This window comes from Bradyrhizobium algeriense (assembly GCF_036924595.1).
Lineage (GTDB): Bacteria > Pseudomonadota > Alphaproteobacteria > Rhizobiales > Xanthobacteraceae > Bradyrhizobium > Bradyrhizobium algeriense.
The window spans coordinates 4,392,396-4,417,405 of sequence record NZ_JAZHRV010000001.1 but is presented as its reverse complement, the minus strand read 5'-3'; the positions used below and the strand labels follow the sequence as shown (position 1 = coordinate 4,417,405).

General features: G+C 63.4%; 17 protein-coding genes. 15 read left to right on the top strand and 2 right to left on the bottom strand.

What is annotated here, in order from left to right; translation table 11 throughout:
- The first annotated feature begins 193 nt into the window (after window positions 1-193).
- Genes V1286_RS21465 through V1286_RS21455 form a run of 3 tightly spaced genes read left to right on the top strand, consistent with a single transcriptional unit; the run spans window position 194 to window position 6,895 of the window.
- Window positions 194-3,469, top strand: coding sequence for a transglutaminase family protein (locus V1286_RS21465; protein ID WP_334482357.1), 3,276 nt, complete (start codon window positions 194-196; stop codon window positions 3,467-3,469).
- A 28-nt stretch (window positions 3,470-3,497) separates the two neighbouring features.
- Window positions 3,498-6,020, top strand: a complete 2,523-nt coding sequence (locus V1286_RS21460) for a circularly permuted type 2 ATP-grasp protein (protein WP_334482355.1) — start codon at window positions 3,498-3,500, stop codon at window positions 6,018-6,020.
- Window positions 6,017-6,895 carry a transglutaminase family protein gene (locus tag V1286_RS21455; RefSeq protein ID WP_334482354.1) on the top strand — a complete coding sequence of 293 codons (879 nt, stop codon included), beginning with the start codon at window positions 6,017-6,019 and terminating at the stop codon, window positions 6,893-6,895. Before V1286_RS21460 ends, V1286_RS21455 begins: the two co-directional genes overlap by 4 nt.
- Before the next feature lie 7 nt (window positions 6,896-6,902).
- On the opposite strand, the gene V1286_RS21450 is transcribed toward V1286_RS21455, so the two are convergent.
- Window positions 6,903-8,609, bottom strand: coding sequence for a methyl-accepting chemotaxis protein (locus tag V1286_RS21450; protein WP_334482352.1), 1,707 nt, complete (start codon window positions 8,607-8,609; stop codon window positions 6,903-6,905).
- Between the two features lie 474 nt (window positions 8,610-9,083).
- On the opposite strand from V1286_RS21450, the gene V1286_RS21445 reads away from it, so the two are divergent.
- The 6 genes from V1286_RS21445 to V1286_RS21420 all read left to right on the top strand — a co-directional run bounded on the left by V1286_RS21445 (window position 9,084) and on the right by V1286_RS21420 (window position 17,642).
- Window positions 9,084-9,707 carry a hypothetical protein gene (locus tag V1286_RS21445; RefSeq protein WP_334482351.1) on the top strand — a complete coding sequence of 208 codons (624 nt, stop codon included), beginning with the start codon at window positions 9,084-9,086 and terminating at the stop codon, window positions 9,705-9,707.
- 110 nt (window positions 9,708-9,817) lie between these two features.
- A complete protein-coding gene (locus V1286_RS21440; RefSeq protein WP_334482349.1) occupies window positions 9,818-11,200 on the top strand; it encodes an ethanolamine ammonia-lyase subunit EutB in 1,383 nt (460 codons plus the stop codon).
- Between the two features lie 162 nt (window positions 11,201-11,362).
- On the top strand, window positions 11,363-12,949 hold the full coding sequence (locus tag V1286_RS21435; RefSeq protein WP_334482347.1) for a B12-binding domain-containing radical SAM protein: 1,587 nt from the start codon (window positions 11,363-11,365) through the stop codon (window positions 12,947-12,949).
- Between the two features lie 5 nt (window positions 12,950-12,954).
- Window positions 12,955-13,728 carry an ethanolamine ammonia-lyase subunit EutC gene (eutC, locus tag V1286_RS21430; protein WP_334482345.1) on the top strand — a complete coding sequence of 258 codons (774 nt, stop codon included), beginning with the start codon at window positions 12,955-12,957 and terminating at the stop codon, window positions 13,726-13,728.
- Between the two features lie 406 nt (window positions 13,729-14,134).
- On the top strand, window positions 14,135-16,510 hold the full coding sequence (locus V1286_RS21425; RefSeq protein ID WP_334482343.1) for an efflux RND transporter permease subunit: 2,376 nt from the start codon (window positions 14,135-14,137) through the stop codon (window positions 16,508-16,510).
- Window positions 16,511-16,583: 73 nt separating this feature from the next.
- Window positions 16,584-17,642 (top strand): hypothetical protein, encoded by a 1,059-nt coding sequence (locus V1286_RS21420; RefSeq protein ID WP_334482341.1) that lies wholly within the window; start codon window positions 16,584-16,586, stop codon window positions 17,640-17,642.
- Window positions 17,643-17,699: 57 nt separating this feature from the next.
- On the opposite strand, the gene V1286_RS21415 is transcribed toward V1286_RS21420, so the two are convergent.
- Entirely contained in the window at window positions 17,700-18,203 is a 504-nt protein-coding gene (locus V1286_RS21415; protein WP_108513150.1) for a hypothetical protein, read from the bottom strand.
- A 439-nt stretch (window positions 18,204-18,642) separates the two neighbouring features.
- On the opposite strand from V1286_RS21415, the gene V1286_RS21410 reads away from it, so the two are divergent.
- From V1286_RS21410 to V1286_RS21385, 6 genes are all read left to right on the top strand, one after another.
- Window positions 18,643-18,882 carry a cysteine rich repeat-containing protein gene (locus tag V1286_RS21410; protein ID WP_334482339.1) on the top strand — a complete coding sequence of 80 codons (240 nt, stop codon included), beginning with the start codon at window positions 18,643-18,645 and terminating at the stop codon, window positions 18,880-18,882.
- A 191-nt stretch (window positions 18,883-19,073) separates the two neighbouring features.
- A complete protein-coding gene (gene hpnC / locus V1286_RS21405) occupies window positions 19,074-19,952 on the top strand; it encodes a squalene synthase HpnC (protein WP_334482337.1) in 879 nt (292 codons plus the stop codon).
- Entirely contained in the window at window positions 19,949-20,788 is an 840-nt protein-coding gene (hpnD, locus tag V1286_RS21400; protein ID WP_108513147.1) for a presqualene diphosphate synthase HpnD, read from the top strand. The genes hpnC and hpnD overlap by 4 nt, the downstream gene beginning before the upstream one ends.
- Window positions 20,788-22,041 (top strand): hydroxysqualene dehydroxylase HpnE, encoded by a 1,254-nt coding sequence (gene hpnE, locus V1286_RS21395; RefSeq protein WP_334482335.1) that lies wholly within the window; start codon window positions 20,788-20,790, stop codon window positions 22,039-22,041. Before hpnD ends, hpnE begins: the two co-directional genes overlap by 1 nt.
- 66 nt (window positions 22,042-22,107) lie before the next feature.
- Window positions 22,108-24,087, top strand: a complete 1,980-nt coding sequence (shc, locus tag V1286_RS21390; protein ID WP_334482334.1) for a squalene--hopene cyclase — start codon at window positions 22,108-22,110, stop codon at window positions 24,085-24,087.
- Window positions 24,084-24,833 (top strand): phosphorylase, encoded by a 750-nt coding sequence (locus V1286_RS21385; RefSeq protein ID WP_417021170.1) that lies wholly within the window; start codon window positions 24,084-24,086, stop codon window positions 24,831-24,833. The genes shc and V1286_RS21385 overlap by 4 nt, the downstream gene beginning before the upstream one ends.
- Window positions 24,834-25,010 lie beyond the last annotated feature (177 nt).

Sequence of the window (25,010 nt, the reverse complement as noted above, 5' to 3'; positions counted from 1 at the left end):
GCCCATAGCCACCGGCCTTCGTTATTGCGGAAGTGTCGACCAAACTGCCTTCCCGATAGATCACGCGGTTTGGGTTCCTGCGTTCGCAGGGACGACTTCCGCACTTCCTGTAGGCACTGGCTGCCCGTTGTTAGTGCTTGATCCGACCCGGAACCAGTGTTCTGCTTAAAAAAGCCGCTGGAGTCTCCGGTCCGTGTCGATCTTCGTCGCACTACACCACGTCACGCACTACAAATACGACCGACCGATCGATCTCGGCCCGCAAACCGTTCGCCTGCGCCCGGCGCCGCATACGCGCACGCCGATCCTGAGCTATTCGCTCAAGGTCACGCCGACAAATCATTTTGTGAACTGGCAGCAGGATCCGCAAGGCAACTGGCTGGCGCGATTCGTGTTTCCGGAGAAGGCGTCCGAGCTGAAGATCGAAGTCGACTTCACCGCGCAGATGGCGGTCGTCAATCCCTTCGACTTCTTTGTCGAGGGTTACGCCACCTCTTTTCCGTTTCAATACACCAACGATCTGAAGACCGAGCTTGCGCCGTATCTCGCGACGTCAGAGCAGGGGCCGCTGTTCGCGGCGTACGTGAAGGAGATTCCGCGCGAGGCCGACAGCACCGTCAATTTTCTGGTCGAACTCAACGCGCAACTGCAGAAAAAGATCAGCTATGTCATCCGGATGGAGCCGGGCATTCAGACGCCGGAAGAGACGCTGGCTGCCGGCTCCGGGTCATGCCGCGACTCGGCGTGGCTGTTGATCCATATCTTCCGCCATCTCGGTCTCGCGGCGCGCTTTGTTTCCGGCTATCTCATGCAGTTGCGGCCCGACATCGATCCGGTCGAAGGCCCGCGCGAGGTCGAAAGCGATTTTACCGACCTGCACGCCTGGGCCGAAGTCTATCTACCGGGCGCGGGGTGGATCGGGTTCGACGTCACCTCCGGCATGCTGACGGGCGAGGGGCACATTCCCGTCGCCGCCACGCCGCACTACCGATCGGCAGCGCCGATCTCGGGCAGCGCCGGCTTTGCCAATGTCGATTTCGGCTTCGAGATGAGCGTCCGGCGCATCCGCGAGGCGCCGCGGATCACGCGGCCGTTCTCCGACGAATCCTGGGCGCGTCTCGATGCGCTCGGCGAGCAGGTCGATGCCGATCTGAGGGCTGGTGACGTGCGGCTGACAATGGGCGGCGAGCCGACCTTCGTCTCCGTCGACGATCTGGAATCACCGGAATGGAACATCGCCGCCATCGGCCCGACCAAGCAGGCGCTGGCGGACGAACTGATCCGCAAGCTGCAGGCCCGCTTTGCGCCGGGCGGGCTGCTGCATTACGGGCAGGGCAAATGGTATCCGGGCGAAAGCCTGCCGCGCTGGGCCTTCGGCCTCTATTGGCGCAAGGACGGCGTGCCGATCTGGAAGAACGCCGAGCTGATCGCGAAGATCGACAGCCCGCGCAAGGCCGGTATCGCGGATGCTCAAAAACTGATGGAAGGCATCGCCAGGCGGCTCGGCCTCGAACTTGATTATGTGATGCCGGCGTATGAGGACCCCGTGCATTGGCTGCAAAAGGAAGCGGCCTTGCCGGTGAATGTCGATCCCAGCGACTCCAAGCTGGCTGACGCGGAAGAGCGCTCGCGCATGGCGCGGGTGTTCGATGAGGGGCTCAACAAGCCCAAGGGATTCGTGCTCCCGGTTCAGCACGCGGGCGCTGACGGTTCTGGCTGGATGAGCGAGTGCTGGCAACTTCGGCGCGGCCATCTATTTCTGATACCCGGCGACTCCCCGCTTGGGTTGCGGCTGCCGATGGCATCGTTGCCGCATGTCCCGCCGGAAGAATACCCTTATGTCGTCGAGCAGGATCCGATGGAGCCGCGGCTCGAATTGGCCGTCGAGGACAAGGACGTTGCGGCAGAAGGCGTGCCTTCAAAATTGGCGCCGAAGCCCAAACCCAAGGCCAAGCCGGTGCGCACGGCAACATCGGTCGAAGTCCGCGATGGCGTGTTGTGCGTCTTCATGCCGCCGGTCGAAAAGGTTGAAGACTATTTCGAACTGATTACGGCGGTGGAAGCGACTGCCGAGGAACTGCAAATCCCGGTTCATGTCGAGGGCTACGGGCCGCCCTATGACCCGCGCGTCGAGGTGATCAAGGTGACGCCCGATCCCGGCGTCATCGAGATCAACGTTCAGCCGGCGCAGAGCTGGCGCGAAGCGGTCGATATCACCTTCGGCCTGTATGATGACGCCGCAAAAGTCCGGCTCGGCGCCAACCGTTTTCTGGTCGATGGCCGCCACACGGGCACCGGCGGCGGCAATCATGTCGTGGTCGGCGGCTCGACGCCGCAGGATTCGCCGTTCCTGCGCCGCCCCGATTTGCTGAAGAGCCTCGTTCTGTACTGGCAGCGCCATCCGTCGCTGTCCTATCTGTTCTCCGGCATGTTCATCGGCCCGACCAGCCAGGCCCCGCGCATCGATGAGGCCCGGCACGACGGACTCTACGAACTGGAAGTCGCGCTGGCGCATGTGCCGCCGGCCGATATCGAGGCCCCGCTATGGCTGGTCGACCGGCTGTTCCGGCATATCCTCGTCGACATAACAGGCAATACCCATCGCGCCGAAATCTGCATCGACAAACTCTATTCGCCGGATGGGCCGACCGGCCGCCTCGGGCTGGTCGAATTCCGCGCGCTCGAAATGCCTCCCGATCCCAGGATGTCGCTGGCGCAGCAACTATTGATCCGCGCGCTGATCGCAAAGCTCTGGCGCGAACCCCAACAAGGCAAGTTCGTGCGCTGGGGCACGGCGCTGCACGATCGCTTCATGCTGCCGCATTTCCTCTGGGAAGATTTTCTCGGCGTGCTCGATGAGCTCCGGCAATCCGGCTACGAGTTCTCGCCGGAATGGTACTCCGCCCAGCTCGAGTTTCGTTTTCCGGCGTTCGGCCGCGTCCATCATGGCGGCGTCGCGCTCGAATTGCGGCAGGCGCTGGAGCCATGGCATGTGCTCGGCGAAGAGGGCTCGGCCGGCGGCACCGTGCGCTATGTCGATTCTTCCGTGGAGCGGCTGCAGGTCAAGGCGACCGGCTTCGTCGAAGGCCGCCATGTCGTGACCTGCAACGGCCGGCGGATGCCGATGACGCCGACGGAACGTTCCGGCGAGGCCGTTGCCGCCGTCCGTTTCAAGGCCTGGCAGCCGGCCTCGGGCCTGCATCCGACCATTCCGGTTCATGCACCGCTGACATTTGACTTAATTGATACCTGGAACGGCCGCTCGCTCGGCGGCTGCGTCTACCACGTCGCCCATCCCGGCGGGCGCAGCTACGATACCAAGCCGGTCAATTCCTATGAGGCGGAAGCCCGGCGGCTGGCCCGGTTTCAGGATCACGGCCACACTCCGGGCAGGATCGAGCCTGCGCCCGAGGAACGCACAAATGAATTCCCTTTGACGCTCGACTTGAGGACGCCGCTCCTGATCTAATCGGGAGCGGCGCTCTCGGGGAATCGGAATGGCAGGCCAAGGCAGCAGTCAAGGCAGCAATCAGGAAAGCAAGGCCCGTCCGGGCCAGCGCCGGATCGCGCAATGGATGCGCGACTATGCGCGGCTGCCCGGCATCCCCGACGAATATATCGGACCGGACGGCGCGCCCCGCGCGGCGTGGACCCGATTCTTCGATGCCTTCGCCGCATTGTCGCCAGCCGATATCGAGCGCCGCTTTGCCTCCGCCGACCGGCATCTGCGTGAGGCCGGCGTCACCTATCGCGCGCCCGGCGAGACCGCCGACCGGCTGTGGCCGCTTAGCCATCTGCCGCTCATCATCGACGAGGCCGATTGGCAGCAACTGACCGCGGGCATCGCCCAACGGGCCCAATTGTTCGAAATGGTGCTGCGCGATCTCTATGGCGAGGGCCGGTTGGTCACCGATGGCGCGGTGCCCGCAGCCGCGATTGCCGGCAGCAACGAATATCTGCGGGCGGTTTGCGGCGTCAAACCGCCCGGTGGCCGCCATCTTCAGCTCTATGCGGCCGATGTCGGCCGCGGCCCCGATGGGCGCTGGTGGGTGTTGAACGACCGCACGCAGGCGCCGTCCGGCGCCGGCTACGCGCTGGAAAATCGCCTGGTGCTGTCGCGCGCCTTTTCCAACCTTTACAAGTCGATGAATGTCGAGCGCGTGGCGCCGTTCTTCGAGGCGTTCCGCGATTCACTTCGCGCCAGCGCCGACCGCGACGAGCCGCGGATCGGATTGCTGACGCCGGGCGCCTTCAGCGAAACCTATTTCGAACATGCGACGCTGGCGCGCTATCTCGGCTTTCTCCTGGTCGAGGGCGACGATCTCGCCGTCAGCGGCGACCGCATCTATATCCGCACCGTCGCCGGCCTGAAGCGGCTCGACGTGCTGCTGCGCCGGGTCGATTCGAATTTTCTCGATCCGCTCGAACTCGATGCGTCGTCACATCTCGGCGTGCCCGGCCTGATCGACGTGCTGCGCAAGAACGGCGTCGTCGTCGCCAACATGCCGGGCTCCGGCGTATTGGAGGCGAGGGCGCTGCTCGGGTTTCTGCCGAGCCTGTGCCGGCGGCTGCTTGGCGAGAATCCGATCATGCCGCACATCGCCACATGGTGGTGCGGGCAGAAAGCCGCGCGCGAGGAAGTGCTGTCGCGGCTGGAGGATTTTGCGATCGAGGGCGCCTACGGCCGGGCCGTTCCCGGCTTTTCCAGCCATGGGCCGGTACTCGCCGGCGAGTTGCCGCCTGCCGAGCGCGACCGGCTCCGGCAGGCGATCACCGATCGCGGCATCGATTATGTCGGCCAGGAACTGGTGCGGCTGTCGACGACGCCGGTCTGGGAGCAGGGCCGGATCACGCCGCGCCCGTTCGTATTGCGGGTGTTCGCCGCGGCAACGCCCCAGGGCTGGACCATTCTGCCCGGCGGTTTCTGCCGGATCGCCGAACAGGCGGATGCGCGCGCGGTGTCGATGGGTGACGGGGCCCGCTCGGCGGACGTCTGGGTGGTGTCCGACAAGGCGGTATCGGCTTCGACGCTGTTGCCGGGTGCCGACAGCGTGCGTATCAGGCGGATCGCGGGCGTCGTGCCCAGCCGCGCCGCGGACAATCTGTTCTGGCTCGGCCGTTATCTCGAGCGCGCCGAGGCGACGCTGCGGCTGATCCGCGCGCTCGGCACGCCGATGCGCGACCCTGCCAAGGGATCGTCGACCGCGTTGCCCTCGGTCGAGCGCATCCAGCGGCTTCTGGTGACCTGGGGCGCGACCTCGCAGGCGACGCGGACCAACCCCGCGAGGGTCATCGCCGAAGCGCTGCAAAGCGAGGAGAAATTTGGCTCGGCGTTTTCGCTGGTGCGGTCGGTGCAACGGACCGCGACCTCCCTGCGCGAGCGGCTTTCGCCCGACGCCTGGCAGATCATCACTGAGATGGTCGACCGCCTCGCATTGCAGGTCGACGACGACGACAGCATCGTCAGCGCCGCCGAACTGACGTTGCAGGAACTGGCAAGCCTTGCGGGTTTGGCGCAGGAAAACATGAATCGCGCCGCCGGCTGGCGCTTCCTCGACATGGGCCGCCGTGCCGAGCGTGCCATCAATACCGCGCGGTTCGCGCGACAATTCGCCTATGACGAAGCCGGCGAGGAAGATCTCGATGTGCTGCTGACGCTGGTCGATTGCCAGATCACCTATCGTTCGCGTTACCTGGTCGGCCCGGCGCTGGTGCCGGTGCGCGATCTCGCGGTGCTCGATCCGTATAACCCGCGCTCGGTCGCGTTTCAGGTGGCGACGCTGAATGATCACATCGCCGCACTCCCGAGCCTGAAGGAGCATGGCCTGATCGAGCGGCCGCAGCGGCTGGCGGTAGCCTTGCAGGCGACGCTGACGACGGCCGAGGCCGCAGCGCTTGACGTCAAAACGCTGTTCGCGCTGGAGCAGGATCTGCTCAATCTCGCCGACGCCATCGGCCTGCATTACTTTCCGCACGGGCCCAATGCGAGCCGGCCGGAGAAGCTGACGGGCCTCGCGTGATCTACGACATCCGTCATGTCACCACATACGCTTACGAAAGCCCGGTGAGTTTTGCGCGGTGCTCGCTGCGGCTGGAGCCGCGCAGCAGCGACGGACAGCAACTGATCTCGCACGCGGTCGAGATCCGGCCGCGGCCGGCCGAACGCGCGGTGCGGCACGATTTTTTCGGAACCCATACCGAGAGCGTGCTGATCGAGGCCGCGCATCGCAACTTGCGGATCGATTCCCGCTCGCGGGTTTCGGTTTCGCGCAAAGCGCCGGCGCGCAAAGCGCCGAGCCCGTCATGGGAAGATATCCGCGATGTGGCTTTCGAGGCCACCAGTCTCGGCCCGGCCTCGCCGATCGGATATGTCTTTGCGAGTTCGTTGGTGCCGGTGCTGGCGCCGCTCACCGGCTATGCCGCGCCAAGCTTCCCGCCGGGCGGCGGCATCCTCTCAGGCGCCGTCGAGCTGATGCACCGGATCCGCAACGACTTCAGGTACGATCCGAAGGCCACGGTAATCTCGACGCCGCTCAGGGAGGTGTTCGAAAAGCGGCACGGCGTGTGCCAGGATTTTGCCCATGTGATGATCGCGGGTTTGCGCGGGCTGGGTCTGCCCGCGGCCTATGTCAGCGGCTACTTGCGCACCATTCCGCCGCCCGGGAAGCCGCGCCTGCAGGGCGCCGACGCCACCCATGCCTGGGTGTCGGTGTGGTGCGGCGCCGAGCTCGGCTGGGTCGGGTTCGATCCGACCAACGACATCATGATCGAGAACGATCACATCATTCTGGCAATCGGGCGCGACTTCTCCGATGTCTCGCCGGTCGACGGCATCATTGTCGGCTCGCGCAAGCAGAAGCTTGGCGTGGCCGTGGACGTGATCCCGGTGGAGTGAGGTTCGATCAGGTCCCGGTCTTGCGCACCTGCTCGGACGAGTCCGCGCGCAGATTGCGGAAGAACTTCTCGACTTCGCGGGAGAGCGTCTCGGCGGTGGCCGTCAGTTCGCTGGATGCGGTGAGGACGGAGGCCGCCGCCGTGCTGGTCGTGCCGATGGCATCGCTCAGCGAACCGATATTGACGACGAGCGTACCGTTACCCTGCGCCGCGAGCTGCGCGTTCTGCGATATTTCGCGGGTCGCCGCGTCCTGCTGCTCGATGGCGCTGGCGATGATCGATGTCACATCGTTGATCTCGCGCACGGCGTTGCCAATTTCGCGGACCGCTTCGACCGAATTCTTGGTCGACGCCTGGATCAGGCTGACGTTCTGGCTGATCTCCGCGGTCGCCTTGGCGGTCTGCTCGGCGAGTGCCTTGACCTCGTGGGCGACGACCGCAAAACCGCGGCCGGCGTCGCCGGCGCGCGCGGCCTCGATCGTCGCGTTGAGCGCCAGGAGATTGGTTTGCTCGGCGATCGCCTGGATCAGGGTGAGCACGCCGTCGATGCGCTGGGTCGCAGCCGCGAGCCCCTCGATCTCGGAGACCGATTTCTCGGTGCGCTGGCCCGCCTGTTCGACGGCGCTAGCCGATTGGCGCACCTGGCGGCCGATTTCCTCGACCGAAGCCGAGAGCTCCTCCGCCGCGCTGGCGACGGCGGAAACGTTGCTGGAAGCCTGCTCGGTCGCGCCGGAAGCCGCCACGGCGCGTCCGTTGGCGTCCGACGAGACGCTGGCGATGGTCTGGGCGGTGCCGCGCATCGAGGCGGCATTGTCAGTGACCGCGCGCAGCACGCCACTGATCGCTTCGCGGAAGGCGTCGACCGAGGCTTCGATGTGACGGGTGCGCTCGTCGCGTGCTTTCGAATCGTCCAGCACCTGCGAATTGAGGTTGCGGTTACCGTCCATCGCTTCCTGGAAGATCTTGATCGCCCGGGCCAGCGCGCCGATCTCGTCGGCGCGGCCGGTATGCGGCACCTCGACGCCCTCGGCGCCGTCGGCGACCTGCTTGATGGTTGCGGTGATGACCGAAAGCGGCCGCGCGATCGAACGGGCGATGATCAGCACGCCGATGACGACCACCACCAGCGCCATGACGCCGAGGCAGGTCAGCACAAAGGCCATCGTGTGGTTGGTATCGGTCTGTTGCGCCAGTCTCTTGCTGCGTTCGGCATAGACCTTGGACAGGGCTTCCAGATCCTTGTTCAGCGCCGTGCGCACTTGGCGGTTGGCGTCGTTGTCACCCCATTCGCGGCCTGCCGCCGCATTGATCTCGACACCGCGGCGAACCAGCTCCTTGCGGAAGTCGACAAACTGTTCGATGCGCTTCCTGAAGGTGGCGAACTGCTGGGCGTCATCAGCCTGGACCAGCGTCTCCCAATTCTTGACGACCTCAAGAATGCGTTCGTTGAACTTGAGCAAGCCGTCGCCGTATTTTTTCACCACCGCCGGATCAGTCGACATGTAGACGCCGCGCGATTCCATCACGACGGCATAGACCAGCGAATTGATGCGCTCGACGTTGAGCGCGGCACGGCTGGCGGTCGAGACCGCTTCGGTAAGTTGGGCATTCTGGCGCGTGTTGTAGTCGGACAAGGCGGTGATGGCGGCGACGAGCAACGCGAACAGCGCGAAGATCGAATACAACTTGGCTGCGAGCGAAAACCGGGATGCCATGGCGTCACCAAAACGAATATGGATTTGACAATTCAGCCGTGCCGGCAGGCCGGAATGGTTTCCAGCGTATGCCGTCGACATATGCAATTGTGCTGAATTTTGATGGAGATTGTCTTAACGCGCGAAAATCTCGCAACTGCAACCAAATAAAATAACCAAGTAATTTCAAATGATTAAGGCGCTCGGGCAAGCTGCATTATCGGGAAAATTCGGAAGCCCACACGACTGTAACGGGTTCTGGTATCTCAGTGCAATTGGAGGTCGCCACGCTGGCGGCCGACGCGGGAGGCGGCGGGAACCTTCTTCCGAAGGGCGGCCAGCGTTGGCGAAACAATTGTGATCGAATCAAGCTAGACAGCGAGCACGAGGACGGAACGTGTCGATTTCGCCTTGCCCGGGCGGCAAGCGCGCAATCCTGAAGGCCATCGCCGGAATCGTCGCGGGGACGCCTGTTGAAGGCGCCACGATGCTTCGATGATGCCTGAGAACGGGGACTTAATGGCTCAAAGTGCTGCCTTGCCGGCCAACATCGATCTCTATCTTCACGTGCGGGTGCTGATCGGCATCATCCTCGGGCTTAGCGTCACGCGGTTGGTCAGCGGCATCGCGGCATTGGTCGCGCATCCCGGCCGCTACCGGATCTGGCCCGTTCATCTGGGTTGGGTCGCCTGGGCGCTCGTGAACGTGGTCACATTCTGGTGGTGGGAATTTCGGCTGAGCCTCATCCCGCACTGGACGTTTGGCCTCTATTTCTTCATTTGCGTGTACGCATCGATGTACTACTTCCTTAGCGTCCTGCTTTTCCCCCAGGATCTGGAGGAATACAAGGGTTATCAAGATTACTTTCTCTCGCGTCGCCGCTGGTTCTTTGGGTTTGCGGCTCTTACTGAAGCGCTCGATGTGGTCGACAGTTTGATAAAGGGCGAAGCCCACCTGCGATCGCTGGGACTGGAGTATCTCCTGGCGAACGCCGCATTCATACTGGTATGCGGCGTAGCCGCGATAACGCGCAATTTGAGATTCCATATGCTGTTTGCGTTCGGCGCGGCCATCTATGAGATAAGTTTCTTCGCCCGCTATTACGCTACGCTGAACTAGCCCAATTGAAGTCGGGGTTACCTCGATAATCTCGGCTGTGGCGTTGGCTATCCGCCCGGCATAAGGTAGCTCCGCAATGGAGCGCGGGTAGGGGCTGAGGGAAAGTCAGCATGGTCTATCGCCAGATCATCGGTGCCACCTCCTATGTCTTCGGCGATTTGCGCGAGCTGCTCTCCAAGGCGACGCCGCCGCGGTCCGGCGATCGTCTTGCCGGCGTCGCGGCCGAAAGCGCGGAACAAATGATCGCGGCGCGGATGGCGCTCGCCAACCTGCCGCTCAAGCAATTCCTCAACGAGGCGGTGATCCCCTACGAGGACGACGAGGTCACCCGGCTGATCCTCGATAGCCATGCGGCGCAGGCTTTTGCGCCCATTTCCGCGCTGACAGTCGGCGGCTTCCGCGACTGGCTGTTGTCCGATGCCGCAACCAGCGAAACGCTGGCGAAGGTCTCGCGCGGGATCACGCCGGAAATGGCCGCGGGCGTCTCGAAGCTGATGCGCAACCAGGATCTGATCCTGGTCGCGAAGAAATGCGCCGTGACGTCGGCGTTCCGCAACACCATTGGCCTGAAGGGCCGGATGAGCGTGCGGCTGCAGCCCAACCATCCCTTCGACGACGTCAAGGGCATTACCGCTTCGATCCTCGACGGCATCCTCTTGGGATCGGGCGATGCCTGCATCGGCATCAATCCGGCCAGCGACGATCCGGCCGTGATCGGCGAACTGCTGCGGCTGCTCGACGGCATCATCATGCGGCTGCAGATTCCGACGCAGGGCTGCGTGCTCACGCACGTGACCACGACGCTCGGATTGATCGGGCAGGGCGCCCCGGTCGATCTGGTGTTCCAGTCGATCGCGGGAACTGAGGCTGCCAACCGCAGCTTCGGCGTCGATCTCGCGCTGTTACGCGAGGCGCGCGACGCCGGGCTGTCGCTCCGCCGCGGCACGGTGGGCGACAATGTGATGTATTTCGAGACCGGGCAGGGCTCGGCGCTGTCGGCCAACGCCTATCACAATGTCGATCAGCAGACCTGCGAGGCGCGGGCCTATGCGGTGGCGCGCGCGTTCGATCCGCTGCTCGTCAACAGCGTGGTCGGCTTCATCGGTCCGGAATATCTGTATGACGGCAAGGAAATCATCCGCGCCGGCCTCGAGGATCATTTCTGCGGCAAGCTGCTCGGCCTGCCGCTCGGCGTCGACGTCTGCTACACCAACCATGCCGAAGCCGACCAGGACGACATGGACAATCTCCTGACGCTGCTGGCCGCCGCCGGCGTCACCTTCATCATGGGTGTGCCGGGCGCCGACGACGTCATGCTAAACTACCAATCGACCTCGTTCCACGACGCGCTGTATATCCGCGATCTCTTCGGCTTGAAGCGGGCGCCGGAGTTCGACGATTGGCTGGTTCGCTCAGGCCTCGCGGGCGGCGATTTCCGGCTTGCGGGCGACGCGGGTCTGCTGCCAGAATTTGCAGCGCGGCTGATCGCCTGAGCGCCGGCCGCAGCCCGCTGCTTGCAGATTTTCATGCAACCAATTGAACCCACAGCGAGTTAGGACCCACAACGAGTTAGAATTAACTGTCACAATGTTGAAGAATTTCTGGCCCAACTTTCAATGTCGTGCTTAAATCCATGTCAGCCTTGAGGAAATTTGATGAGAGCTGAAGGCATCGGAACGGTACGGCGTATCCTGTGCGTCTTCCCGCGCTATACCTCCTCTTTTGGTACATTCGAATACGCCTATTCCCTGACCGATGGCGTCCAGGCGTTCATGCCGCCGCAGGGCCTGTTGCTGATCGCGGCCTATCTCCCGGAGAACTGGCCGGTCCGCTTCATCGACGAGAACATTCGCCCCGCTACCAAAGAAGACTTCGAATGGGCCGAGGCGGTGTTCGTCAGCGGCATGCACATCCAGCGCCAGCAGATGAACGACATCTGCCGACGCGCGCATACCTTCGACCTCGCGGTGGCGATCGGCGGACCGTCGGTGAGCGCGTGCCCGGATTACTATCCCTCGTTCGACTATCTCCATGTTGGCGAACTCGGCGACGCCACCAATGAACTCATTGCCCGGCTGGCGCGCGACCCGTCGCGCCCCGAACAGCAGGTGGTGTTGACGACCAAAGACCGCCTGGCGATGACCGAGTTTCCGATTCCGGCCTACGAGCTGGCGGAAGTGAAGAAATATCTGCTCGGCAGCATCCAGTATTCGAGCGGTTGCCCCTATCAGTGCGAATTCTGCGACATCCCCGGCCTTTATGGCCGCAATCCACGCCTGAAAACGCCTCAGCAGATCATTGCCGAACTGGACAGGCTGCGCGAATGCGGCATGACCGACACGGTTTATTTCGTCGACGACAACTTCATCGGCAACCGCAAGGCCACGCTGGATCTGCTGCCGCATCTGATCGAATGGCAGAAGAGGACAGGCTATGTCGTGCGGCTCGCCTGTGAGGCGACGCTGAATATCGCCAAGCGGCCCGAGATCCTGGAGAAGATGCGCGAAGCGATGTTCGTCACCGTGTTCTGCGGCATCGAGACGCCCGATCCCGACGCGTTGCACGCGATGCACAAGGACCACAACATGATGGTCCCGATCCAGGAAGGCATCCACACCATCAATTCCTACGGCATGGAAGTCGTTTCCGGCATCATCATGGGGCTTGATACCGACAAGCCGGGTACCGCGGATGCACTACTCAATTTTGTCGATGAATCGCGGATTCCCCTGCTGACGATCAACCTGCTGCAGGCGCTGCCGAAGACACCGCTGTGGGATCGGCTGGAGCGCGAGGGGCGGCTGGTTGACGACGACGGCCGCGATTCCAATGTCGAATTTCTGATGCCCTACGATCAGGTCATCAATTCCTGGAAGCGATGCATGGAAATCGCCTACCAGCCCGAGAAGCTGTACGCGCGCTACCAGTATCAATGCGACTACACTTATGCACAGCGGATCAAGGTGCCGGTCGCGCCTGAAATGAAGACCTGGCCCAACATCAGGCGCGCGCTGATCATGCTGCGCAATATCTTCTGGCAGATCGGCGTGCTCGGCGACTACAGAAAAGTGTTCTGGAAGTTCGCGCTGGGACGACTCCGTTGCGGCGATATCGAGGGCCTGATTGGCTCGGCGACGATTGCGCATCACCTGATCGAATTTGCGCGCGCTGCCACCAGTGGCCAGCAGAATGCGTCGAATTACTCGATCCGGCTGCGCGAAGCCTCGGTCCCTGCTGAGTAAAGCCCATGAAAACGCCGGCGCCGCCGTCTCGCTCGCTCGAAGCCTTGCGGGAGCTGACGCCGGCGCGTGTCGGGCTCGGTCGCTCCGGCGCTAGCCTGCCGACCGATGCCCTGCTTGCCTTCACGCTCGACCACGCGCGGGCGCGCGATGCCGTTCACACAGCTTTCGATGCGCCGCATCTGGTTGCCGGATTGGCCGGTCTGGGCCTGCAGGTCGGCGAGGTTTCCAGCCAGGCGCAGAACCGGCGCGACTATCTGCGCCGTCCCGATCTCGGACGCATGCTGGATGCAGATTCGCGGCGCGCGCTGGAAAAGCAAAGCGGCAGCGCGAGCGAGATTGTGATCGTGATCGGCGATGGGCTGTCGCCGGCGGCCGTCAATGCCCACGCGGTCGAACTGGTTCGCCATCTGGCGCCGCGCCTGACGGAGGCGGGAATCTCGTTGGGCCATGTCGTGGTTGCATCGGGCGCGCGGGTGGCGCTGGGCGACGAGATCGGCGCCGTGCTCGGCGCGCGGATGGTGGTGATGCTGATCGGCGAGCGGCCCGGCCTGTCGGCGCCCGACAGCCTCGGCGCCTATCTGACCTTTGCGCCGCGCATCGGCCTCACCGATGAGAAGCGCAATTGCGTGTCCAATATCCATGGTGCAGGCCTGAGCTACGACGAGGCCGCGTTCAAGATCGCCTGGCTGGTGCGTGAGGGTATCGCGCGGCAGGTCACCGGCGTGGCGCTGAAGGACGAAAGCGGAAACGCGCTCATCTCCGCCAGGCCGATCGATTGAGCCCGAAACGGACCGACGTGCGGCCGCTACGTCGTTCCGGCAAGCGCCGCGTCACTTGCCGGGCGATTTCCTCGCATGCGCCGCTTCCCGAAAAATTGACCGAAGCTGGTCGCGCCGCGCCGTCGCGACTGGCGTTGGCGTTAACTGCCGGAACGCCCCCAAGGGCGTGCCGGCGGGTGTGGCAAATCAGAGACTTAACGCGCATTTTCGTCACCTTCGTGTCGATTTCGCCCGCCGCGCGCGCTTGCCGGATGGGGTCCGGCCCTGTAAAACGGCGCCGGTTAATTTACCGCGTGATTTCAATGGCTAGCGCCGATCGGATGGGGGCTGGCAAAGCCGCATTCGCGCCACCAAGCTGCATAAAACCAAGCTGCACAAACAGGCCGACGTGAGAACTGGACAGGGTATGCTCGACAAGAACTCCGAAAGTCACGTCCACGTCGAAGCTATCGAGGAGCCGCCGCCGGGCAAGAGCATCGCCTTCGGGCTCGAGCGCATGGGCCTGATCGCGGTCAAGGCGCCGATCCTGTCCATGATCATTCTCGCCGCGCTGATGGTGGCTGCGCTGTTCGGCATCGAGCGGATCAAGATCGACGACTCGCTGAGCCAGCTGTTCCGCTCCGATTCCAAGGACTACAAGCAATACGAGGCCGTGACCAAGCGCTTCCCGGCGACCGAATTCGACGTGCTGGTCGTGGTCGAGGGCAAGACGCTCTTGGCCCGCGAGAACCTCGAAAAGATCCGCGACATGGTCACCGACCTGCAACTGGTCGAGGGCGTGCGCGGTCTGGTGTCGCTGTTCTCGGCGCGCCAGGCGCCGGAGCCCGGCAAGCTGCCGGCCGCGCTGTTCCCGCCCGAATTGCCGCAAGGCGCCGCCTACGACAAGTTCGTCGAGACCGTCAAAACCAACGAGATCATTCGCGGCAAGCTGTTGTCGGAGGACGGCACGCTGGCCCTGATCGTGCTGTCGCTCGAACCGAAGGTCGTTTCCTCAAACGATCTCGGCAAGGTGGTCGGCGAAATGCGCAAGATCATGGCCGACGATCTGTCGGGCAGCGGTCTCAACGCCCAGCTCTCCGGCGTTCCCGTGATGCAGCTGGAGATCCGCAACGCGGTCAAGCGCGACGGGCTGACCTACAACATCCTCGGCATTCTGGCCGGCTGCATCATCGCGATCATCTTCTTCCGCAAGATATCGTTCATGGTGGTTGCGGCCTTTCCGCCGATCATCGCCATCCTGCTCGCGCTCGGTGGCCTCGGCTGGGCCGGTTTCAATCTCAACATGTTCCTGAACGTGATGACGCCGCTCATCATGGTGATCAGTTTTTCCGACTCGATGCAGCTCACCTTCGCAGCGCGCGACCGCCTGATTGCGGGCCAGGACAAACTGACCGCCTTCACCAACGCCGTGCTGGTGGTGGGCCCGGCTTGCGTGCTGACCCACGGTACCGCCGGCATCTCGTTCATCGCCCTGCAATTCTCCGATTCCGAACTGATCCGAAAATTCGGCGAGGCCGGATTGGCCGCCACCATCATCGCGCTGATCGCGGTGCTTTCGCTGGTGCCGGTGTTCGGCATATTGTTCGTCCGCAACGAGAAGATTTTCGCCGTAAAATTCCAGAGCGCGGATGCCGGCGTGCAGGCGCTGCGCAATTTCTGCTACTGGATCGCGGTGCGCATGGTCGGCCGTCCCGGGCTGTTCAGCCTGCTCGCATTGCTGCTCGTCGCCGGCCTCGGCTTCATCTACGCCACGCTGGAGCCGCGCTATCGCCTCGCTGATCAGGTGCCGGACAAGCGGCAGGCGGTGGCGGCTTCGAGCCGTCTTGACGCCAAGCTCACCGGCGCCAATCCGATCGACGTGCTGATCGAATTCCCCAAGGGCGCCTCGCTCTATGCGCCGGATACGTTGAAGACGATCGCCGAAGTTCACGCGATGGTCGAGAAATCGGCCGGCGTCGGCAACGTCTGGTCGCTCGAAACCCTGCGCCGCTGGCTCGCCGAAAAGGCCGGCAGCAGCGACGTCGCGACGCTAAAGGAATATGTCAGCGTTATCCCGGAACATCTGGTCCGTCGCTTCATCTCGGCCGATCAGGATGCGGTGGTGGTTTCGGGGCGCGTTCCCGACCTCGATTCCAGCGAAATCCTTCCCGTGATCGACAAGCTCGACAAGTCGCTCGACAAGGTGCGCGCCGAGCATCCCGGCTTCGAAATCGCGGTCACCGGCCTGTCGGCGATTGCAGCGCGCAACAGTGCCAACATGATCTCGAAACTCAATCACGGCCTGACGATCGAGTTCCTGCTGGTTGCGATCTTCATTGGCCTGGCATTCCGCTCGGTCGTGGTGATGTTCTCCTGCATCCTGCCTGGCATCTTCCCGGTCGTGGCATCGGGCACGGTGCTGTGGATATTGGGCGAGGGGCTGCAATTCGCCAGCGTGGTCGCGCTGACGGTGTCGTTCGGCCTCGGCTTGAGCGCCACCATCCACTTCCTCAACCGGCTGCGGCTGGAGAGCAAGCCCGGCGTTGGCTCGGGGCTGGCGGTCGAGCGCGCCACCGTGCTGGTCGGCCCGGCGCTGATCCTGACCACGGTGGTGCTGGCCTGCGGCCTCGTCGTCACGGTGTTTTCCGACCTGCCGTCGCTGCGGCTGTTCGGCTGGCTCAGCGCGTTCTCGATGATCGCAGCCCTGGTCGCGGATCTCTTCATCCTGCGGCCGACCTCGATGTTCCTGATCAATTTGTCGGAAAAGATTCGCGGCGTCAGTCACGCCAAGCCCACGGAATAGCGGCTTGCCGAACAACAGCCGCTGCTGAATGACAAAAGGCTGCCGGCTAACGGCTGCCGCAGAGAGGTGAGGAATGACGTCTGCAGGATTAGCCGCGCGCCCTGCGGCCGATGCCGCCGCCTACCGCGCGGTCGAACACATCTATCATTCCTATCTCACCGGGCTGATCCTGATGCTGGCCTCGCGGGCGGGTGCACCGCGCGCGGCCGAGGTGGTGTTTCGAACCTTTCGGCGGCAGCAACTGGCGCGCTTCCTTCCCGGATTGAAGAAGCTCGGCCTCGACCAGCTTCCACATGCGGTGGCGTGCGCCCAATATCATTATCTGTCGAACCAGGTCGGCGGCGTGAAGGTCGAGTATGTCTACGAGAGCGACACCAAGGCCTGGGTGCGCTATCCGCCGCCGCGCTGGATCTGGTCCGGAACCGCGATCTGCGGCATCCCTTCCGAAGTCTCGCGGGCGATGCTGCGCGGATGGCACGCCAATAACGGCGTCGTGCTCGGCAATCCCAGGCTCGGCTTCGTCTGCACGGGGCAGACCGTCGACGGCCAGCCGGGGCTGGAGGGTTACTACAAGGAGTGGGACCGCGATCTCGCGCCCGAGGAGCGGCTGCAGTTTTCGCCCGGCGAGCGCTGTCCGCCGTTCCGGGCCGATCTCGCGCCGCGCCTGCCCGGAAACACATGGCCGGAGGACCGGCTGCAGAAGGTGCTTCGCAATTATGCGATGGAGTACGTTACATCGATCGTGCCGGAGACGATCCGGGTGCTCGGCCCGGAAGAGGGCGGCCACCTCGCCGGCGCCGCGGCGCGGCTCGTCGGGATGCACACCTTCGACGAGGTAGCTCGGCTGTTGGGCGGCGTGGATTCCGGCGCGGCGGGTTTCGCCAAGGCCTTTGCCCGGCTTGCCCGCGGGCAGGACGACGACGCGGAATTCCAGGTGGAAGGCTTGGGCGCCAGCGTGCGCCAGACGTCGTGGCGCCTGATGGCGGAACGTGAGGCGCTGTCGCCTCGCGTGTTCGATGCCTGGAACGAATTATGGGTGGGAGCAGCGCTCGCGCATGACCGCTTCATGCGCGTCGAAGTGACGGAACGCCGCGACCGTGGCGATGCGCACTGGAGCTGGAAATTCGGCTGATCAAAATGAAAAGGCAGCGCCGCGGCGCTACCATTCACACTGTTTCAAAGGGCCGCGTCAGGTCCTCGTCATCGTGATCTTGACGCCGCGGATTTCGCCCTTGGAGTCAATCTGCACGGACTGCTTGTTGCCGGTGGTCTTCAAATTCAGGTTGGCTGCAAATCCGGAAGCCTCGACGAATACCTCGATCTGGCCGCCGCCTGCGGTGCCCTGCAGATTGCCGAAGATATTGCGGCTCTTCTCGCTCCAATTGCCCGAGATGCGCTCACCCTGGCTGGTGACGTCGCTCGACAGGTCGAACTTGTAGCTGTCGCTGGCGCAGTGCAGATTCTGCTTCAGGCCAAGCCCGCTGGCGTTGACCTTGTAGTCGGCCTTGCAGCGGATGTTCTCGGTGGTGCCGTTGGACAGCGCGACGGTGCCCGTGCCGCTCCAGTTTCCGTCAAAACCGGCAAACGGGCCTCCCGCCTGGGCATGGCTTGCGGTGACCGACAACATGAGCGCGGCGCCGACGCCAGCAGCTGCGAGAGCCTGACCGAACAAGCTGGAACCAAACAGTTTCATCGTAGTTTTCCCATCAAATAGACGTTCTTTGCAAAGATACGTCTCGCCGCATCGAAGATTTAGTGTTCCCGCAGTATCTTAGGTTCAAATGACGGAGCGTTGTTTCCGGCGCTTTCGGCACGAAAAAGTGCGCAATCGGCCGAGTGGAATCGAAACATTCACACCGACTTCGTCAGCGCAGCATCTAGCTTTGCACCGCATTGTCTGCAACAACCAATTGCCGGGAAAGTGTGGCGGAAATACACTTTAGATATCAGTCGGTTACTAAAGGTGCTTAGGTCGCCGTCAAGGTCGCCGTAAATTTGTCCGCATTTACCATGCTTGTCATCTGCTCGTTGCTGCGTTACGCGGCACTGCCATCCAAACAAAATCCGTTCCGGCGATGCCGAAAGCGCAAATCGGGGAACAGGGTTTCTTGCTGCCGAAATGAAGGAATACGATGCGTAAATCTCTCTTGGCCCTCACCTTGTTGTCGATCTCGGTCTCATCGCATGCGGCATTCGCGCAGCAACAGCGCAGCGGAACGGCGGAGGAGCAGAAGGCCTGTACCCGTGACGTGCAGAAGTTCTGCCGTCCGGTCATCGATCAGGGCGATTTCACCGTCCTGGCGTGCCTCAAGGAAAATCGCTCCAAGATCAGCGCGGCCTGCAACCAGGTTCTCAAGAACAACGGCCAATAAAAACGCGCTGCGTCCGTTAACCCTCGCGGAAACGGCATTTTCGGCTCTATGACGCGCGTCACGGGCGGGGTTAATCAGCCCATATAGCATTGGTTTTGGCGACGTATTCCCCTATATGGGGCTCGCGATCTCCCGGCATGCGCCGAGCATCGGCGCATGCCGCCAATTCCGATTGATGTAGCCAGTTCTTAATGACCAGCGCGAGCGACCTGAGATCCGGAAAGACCCACCGCGACGAGAATTTTCCGGTCGCGTCGTGGATCATTCATCCGCGTCACCGGGCGCTGATCCTCGCATTCTACAATTTCGTCAGGACGGCCGACGACATCGCCGATCACGCGACGCTCGGCGCCGACGACAAGCTGCGCTATCTCGACCTGCTCGAAGCCGAGTTGCTGGGCAAGGGCGACACGCAACCGGAGGCGGTCAGCCTGCGCCGCGCTTTTGCAGAGCGTGCAATGGCGCCGCGCCACGCGCTCGACGTGCTGGTCGCGTTCCGGATGGACGTCACCAAGTTGCGCTACGAGAACTGGGACGACGTCATTCACTATTGCCGCTATTCCGCGATGCCGGTAGGGCGCTTCATGCTCGACGTTCATGGCGAGAGCACCTCGACCTGGGCCGCGTCGGACGCGCTGTGCGCAGGGTTGCAGATCAATAACCATCTGCAGGACTGCGCCAAGGACTACAAAAATCTCAACCGCGTCTACCTGCCGCGCGATGCGCTGGCCGCAAGCGGCGCCACCGTTGAGATGCTGGGCGAGGCGAAGTCGCAGCCGGCGCTGCTGCAATGCCTCCATGCGCTCGCGGTGCGGACCGAAGCCCTGCTCAATGAAAGCAGGTCGCTCAGCGCCGAGGTGAAGGATTTCCGGCTCGGGCTCGAAATTGCCGTGATCCAGGCCTTTGCCGACAGGATCGTCGGCATGCTGAAGGTGCGCGACCCGCTCAGCGAGCGCGTGCATTTGAGCAAGCCCGAATTGCTCGTGCAGAGCATCGGCGCCATCACGAGCGAAATGATCAGGCGCGCCGCGGGGCGTCGCCCCCAGACAAAACCGGTGGCCGGCGCATGACGTTGCAGACGGCGGCGGCTAACGCAGATTACGGCACCACTGCGTCGGGCAGTTCGTTCTATGCCGCGATGCGCATCCTGCCGCGCGACCAGCGCGAGGCGATGTTCCAGATCTACAGCTTCTGTCGGCAGGTCGACGACATCGCCGATTCCGATGGGCCGCGGCCCGAGCGGCTGGCAGCGCTGCAGCAATGGCGCGAGGACATCGATGCGCTATATCACAGTCATCCGCCGCCGCGCCTGCAAGATTACGCCGCCTCGGTGAAAACCTTCGGCCTCAAGCGCGAGGATTTTCTCGCTGTGGTCGACGGGATGGAGATGGACGTGCCACAGGACATTCGTGCGCCGGATCTTGCCACGCTCGATCTCTATTGCGATCGCGTTGCCAGCGCCGTCGGGCGTCTGTCGGTGCGGGTGTTCGGCCTGCCCGAGGATGACGGAATCCAGCTCGCCCATCATCTCGGCCGCGCGCTGCAATTGACCAACATCCTGCGCGACATCGACGAGGACGCGGGGCTCGGCCGGCTGTATCTGCCACGCGAAAGCCTGCTGCTTGCCGGCATCACCACCGACGACCCCAATCGGGTGATCGTCGATCGCGCGCTGCCGAAAGTATGCCTGCCGCTGGCCGAGCGCGCGAAAAAGCATTTCGAGAAGGCCGACGAGATCATGAAACGCAATTCGCGCCGCGTGGTGCGCGCGCCGCGGATCATGTCGAAATATTACCGCGCGATCCTGGACCTGTTGCTGGCCCGCGGCTTTGCCGCGCCGCGTGAGCCGGTCCGTGTCCACAAATGGGCGAAGATCGCCATCCTTCTCCGTTACGCGATCATCTGATGCAGAAAAACGCTCATATCATCGGCGCCGGCGTTTCCGGCCTCTCGGCCGCTGTACGGCTCGCTAACGCCAATTACCGGGTGCATGTCCACGAGGCCACGCAGCAGGCCGGCGGCCGCTGCCGGTCCTATTTCGACGCGGCCACCAATCTCACCATCGACAACGGCAATCATTTGCTGTTGTCCGGCAACCGCCATGCGCTGGCCTACGCCAGATCGATCGGCACCGAGGCGGGGCTGGTCGGGCCGAAGCTTGCGCAGTTTCCCTTTGTCGACATCATGACCGGCCAGCGCTGGCAGCTCGACCTCGGCGACGGCAAATTGCCGCTATGGGTGTTCGACGAGGCGCGCCGCGTCCCCGATACCAAGCTGTTCGATTATCTCGCATTGGCGCCGTTGATCTGGGCAGGCACTGGAAAGTTGGTCGGCGACACGATCCCCTGCAAAGGCACGCTGTACCAGCGGCTGGTGCAGCCGCTGCTGTTGGCCGCGCTCAACGTCGATCCGCCCGAGGGTTCGGCGGGGCTGGCCGGTGCGATCGTGCGGGAAACGCTGCTGGCGGGCGGGCAGGCCTGCCGGCCGCTGATCGCACGCGACGGCTTGAATGCGGTGCTGGTCGAGCCGGCGATCAGGCTGTTGCAGGACAAGGGCGCCTCGATCCAGTTTGGTCATGAGCTGCACGAATTCGCGATGACAGGCAACGCCGTCGGCGAGTTGAAATTCGGCAGCGACGCGATTGCGATCGGCCCCGACGACGTCGTGGTGCTCGCGGTGCCGCCGCGCCCGGCGGCGGCGCTGTTGCCGGGCCTGAAGACGCCGTCGAAATTCCGCGCCATCGTCAATGCGCATTTTCGCTTCGATCCGCCCCGCGATGCCGTGCCCATCCTCGGCGTGGTCGGTGGCCTCGTGGAATGGCTGTTCGCATTTCCGCAACGGCTGTCGGTCACCATCAGCAATGGCGACCGCCTCGTCGACATGCCGCGCGAAGAACTCGCGCTGGCGATCTGGCGGGATGTCTCCAAGGCTGCGGGGCTGCAGGGCGACCTGCCGTTGCCGCCCTGGCAGATCGTGCGCGAGCGTCGCGCGACTTTCGAGGCCACACCGGAGCAGAACGCGCTGCGGCCGGGGGCGGTGACATCATTCAAAAACCTGTTTCTCGCCGGCGACTGGACTGATACGGGATTGCCGGCAACCATCGAAGGATCGATACGGTCGGGCGACCGCGCCGCCGATCTGATCCTGGCGAGGCGTTAAAAGCCCGACGGACGTTGCGTGACCGGGTTCACAGAACCCGGTCGCGAATAGAGGGATGTCTAGCGAATGCTTTCCGTAGACAAAAAAATTGCAGTCGATTCCGTCGCGACCGTCGATCCGGTCGCGCTGGAGAAGAGCATCTCGTCGGCGACCGAAGCGCTGCTCGGCTATCGGCAATCCGACGGACATTTTGTGTTCGAGCTGGAAGCCGACAGCACCATTCCTTCCGAATATATCCTGCTGCGTCACTATCTCGCTGAGCCCGTCGACAGCGCGCTGGAAGCCAAGATCGCGAACTACCTGCGCCGCGCGCAAGGCAATCACGGCGGCTGGCCCTTGGTGCAGGACGGCCCGTTCGACATGAGCGCGAGCGTCAAATCCTATTTCGCGCTGAAGATGATCGGCGATTCCGTCGATGCGCCGCACATGGTGCGCGCGCGCGAGGCGATCCGCAGCCACGGCGGCGCGGCCCGCGTCAACGTCTTCACGCGGTTCCTGCTCGCTTTCTACGGCGTGCTGAGCTGGCGCGCGGTGCCGGTGTTGCCGATCGAGATCATGCTGCTGCCGATGTGGTCGCCGTTTCATATCAACAAGATTTCCTACTGGGCGCGCACCACCATCGTGCCGCTGATGGTGATGGCGGCGTTGAAGCCCTTGGCGAAAAACCCCAAGGGCGTCGGCGTCGACGAGTTGTTCCTGCAGGATCCCAAGTCGGTCGGAATGACGCCGAAGGCGCCGCATCAAAGCTGGGGCTGGTTCACGCTGTTCAGCACGCTCGACAAGATCCTGCGCGTCGTCGAACCACTGTTTCCGAAGAAGCTGCGCCAGCGTGCGATCGATGCGGCGCTCGCGTTCACCGAAGAGCGGCTTAACGGTGAAGACGGCATGGGCGCGATCTATCCGCCGATGGCCAACATCGTCATGATGTATGACGCGCTCGGCAAGGGACCGGACTATCCGCCGCGCGCGGTCACCCGCAAGGGCATCGACAAGCTGCTCGTGATCGGTGAGCACGAAGCCTATTGCCAGCCCTGCGTCTCGCCGGTGTGGGACACCGCGCTGACCTGCCACGCGCTGGCGGAGGCCGGCGGCGAAGATACGATCAGGATGATGGAACAGGGCCTGGATTGGCTGAAGCCGAGGCAGGTGCTTGATCTCAAGGGCGACTGGGCGGTGAAGGCGCCCGATGTCCGTCCGGGCGGCTGGGCGTTCCAATACAACAACGACTATTACCCCGATCTCGACGACACCGCCGTGGTCGTGATGGCGATGGATCGGGCGCGGCGGGCGTCCGGCAGCAAGGAATACGACGAAGCGATCTCGCGCGGCCGCGAGTGGATCGAGGGCCTGCAGAGCCGCGATGGCGGCTGGGCCGCCTTCGACATCAACAACCTCGAATATTACCTCAACAACATCCCGTTCTCGGACCATGGCGCGCTGCTCGATCCGCCGACCGAGGACGTCACCGCGCGCTGCATCTCGATGCTGGCGCAGCTCGGCGAGACTGCCGAGACCAGCAAGGCGGTCGCGGACGGGATCGCCTATTTGCGCCGCACCCAGCTCCCGGAAGGGTCATGGTACGGCCGCTGGGGCCTCAACTACGTCTACGGAACCTGGTCGGTGCTGTGTGCGCTCAATGCCGCAGGGATGAGCCACCAGGACCCGATGATTCGCAAGGCGGCCGATTGGCTGCTTTCGATCCAGAACGAGGACGGTGGCTGGGGGGAAGATGCGGTCAGCTACCGACTCGATTACAAGGGATTTGAGGGCGCGCCGTCGACCTCCTCGCAAACGGCATGGGCCTTGCTTGGACTGATGGCGGCCGGAGAGGTCGAAAACCCGGCCATCGTGCGGGGTGTGGAGTACCTAAAAGCCACACAGACCGAGAAAGGGCTGTGGGACGAGGCGCGTTACACGGCTACAGGCTTTCCGCGGGTGTTTTATTTGCGTTATCATGGCTACTCGAAGTTCTTTCCGCTCTGGGCGCTGGCGCGGTATCGGAATTTGAGAAGCACCAACAGCAGGGTGGTAGGGGTCGGGATGTGACTTTGGGCGTGGGGGCCGCCGCGATCGTGGACAATTCGGTTGATCGCAATTCGAATGATCCGCGGCCAGTTTTGATCGTAACAGGATTGGTGCAGGAGGCCCGCATCGCGGCCGGGCCCGGCATGATCGTCATATGCAGTTCCAGCGACCCGCAGCAATTGCGCGCTTTGCTGGCGACGCTGGATTCCACCACTTTCAGGGGTGTCATCTCGTTCGGCGTCGCCGGCGGGCTGGATCCGTCGCTGAAATCGGGCGACGTGGTGGTGGCGACCGAGGTTCTGGCGGGCGATACCCGTTTTCTGGCAGGTCTGGCGCTAAACGAGGAAATGATCGCCAGTGCGGCATTGCGTCGCCGCCGCGTGGTCCGTGGTGGCCTGGCCGGCGTGGAACAGGTAATTGCAGCGACCGCCTGCAAGGCCGCGCTGCATTCGGAGACGGGCGCGGCAGCGGTCGATATGGAAAGTCATATTGCCGCGGCCTATGCGGCCAAGGCCGGCTTGCCGTTCGCGGCGCTGCGGGTCATCTCCGATCCCGCCAGCCGGGCGCTTCCAGCGCTGGCCATGAGCGCCATCAAGCCGAACGGCGACATCGACCTCCGCAAGGTGCTGCGCGGGGTGGCGCGCAATCCCACCTCGCTGCGCGCGCTGGTCTCCACGGGAATCGATTTCAACCGCGCGCTGCGCTCCCTGCGTGGTTGCCGCGGCTTCCTGCACGGCGAAGAGGGGCTCGCCACCGCGGCGGTCTGATCCGCGCCGGCTTTTCAGAAAGCACCAAATTAAAGAGAAAGGCTCCGGTTGGTTCGAACCGGGGCCTTGAAAATAGCTGCCTCGCCCTGAAGCGCGCACGGGCGGCCAGCTCCGATGACGTTCCGCATTCCAAGCTTAAATCAACGTGATCCGTCACCCGGGGATGAACGCAAGTGT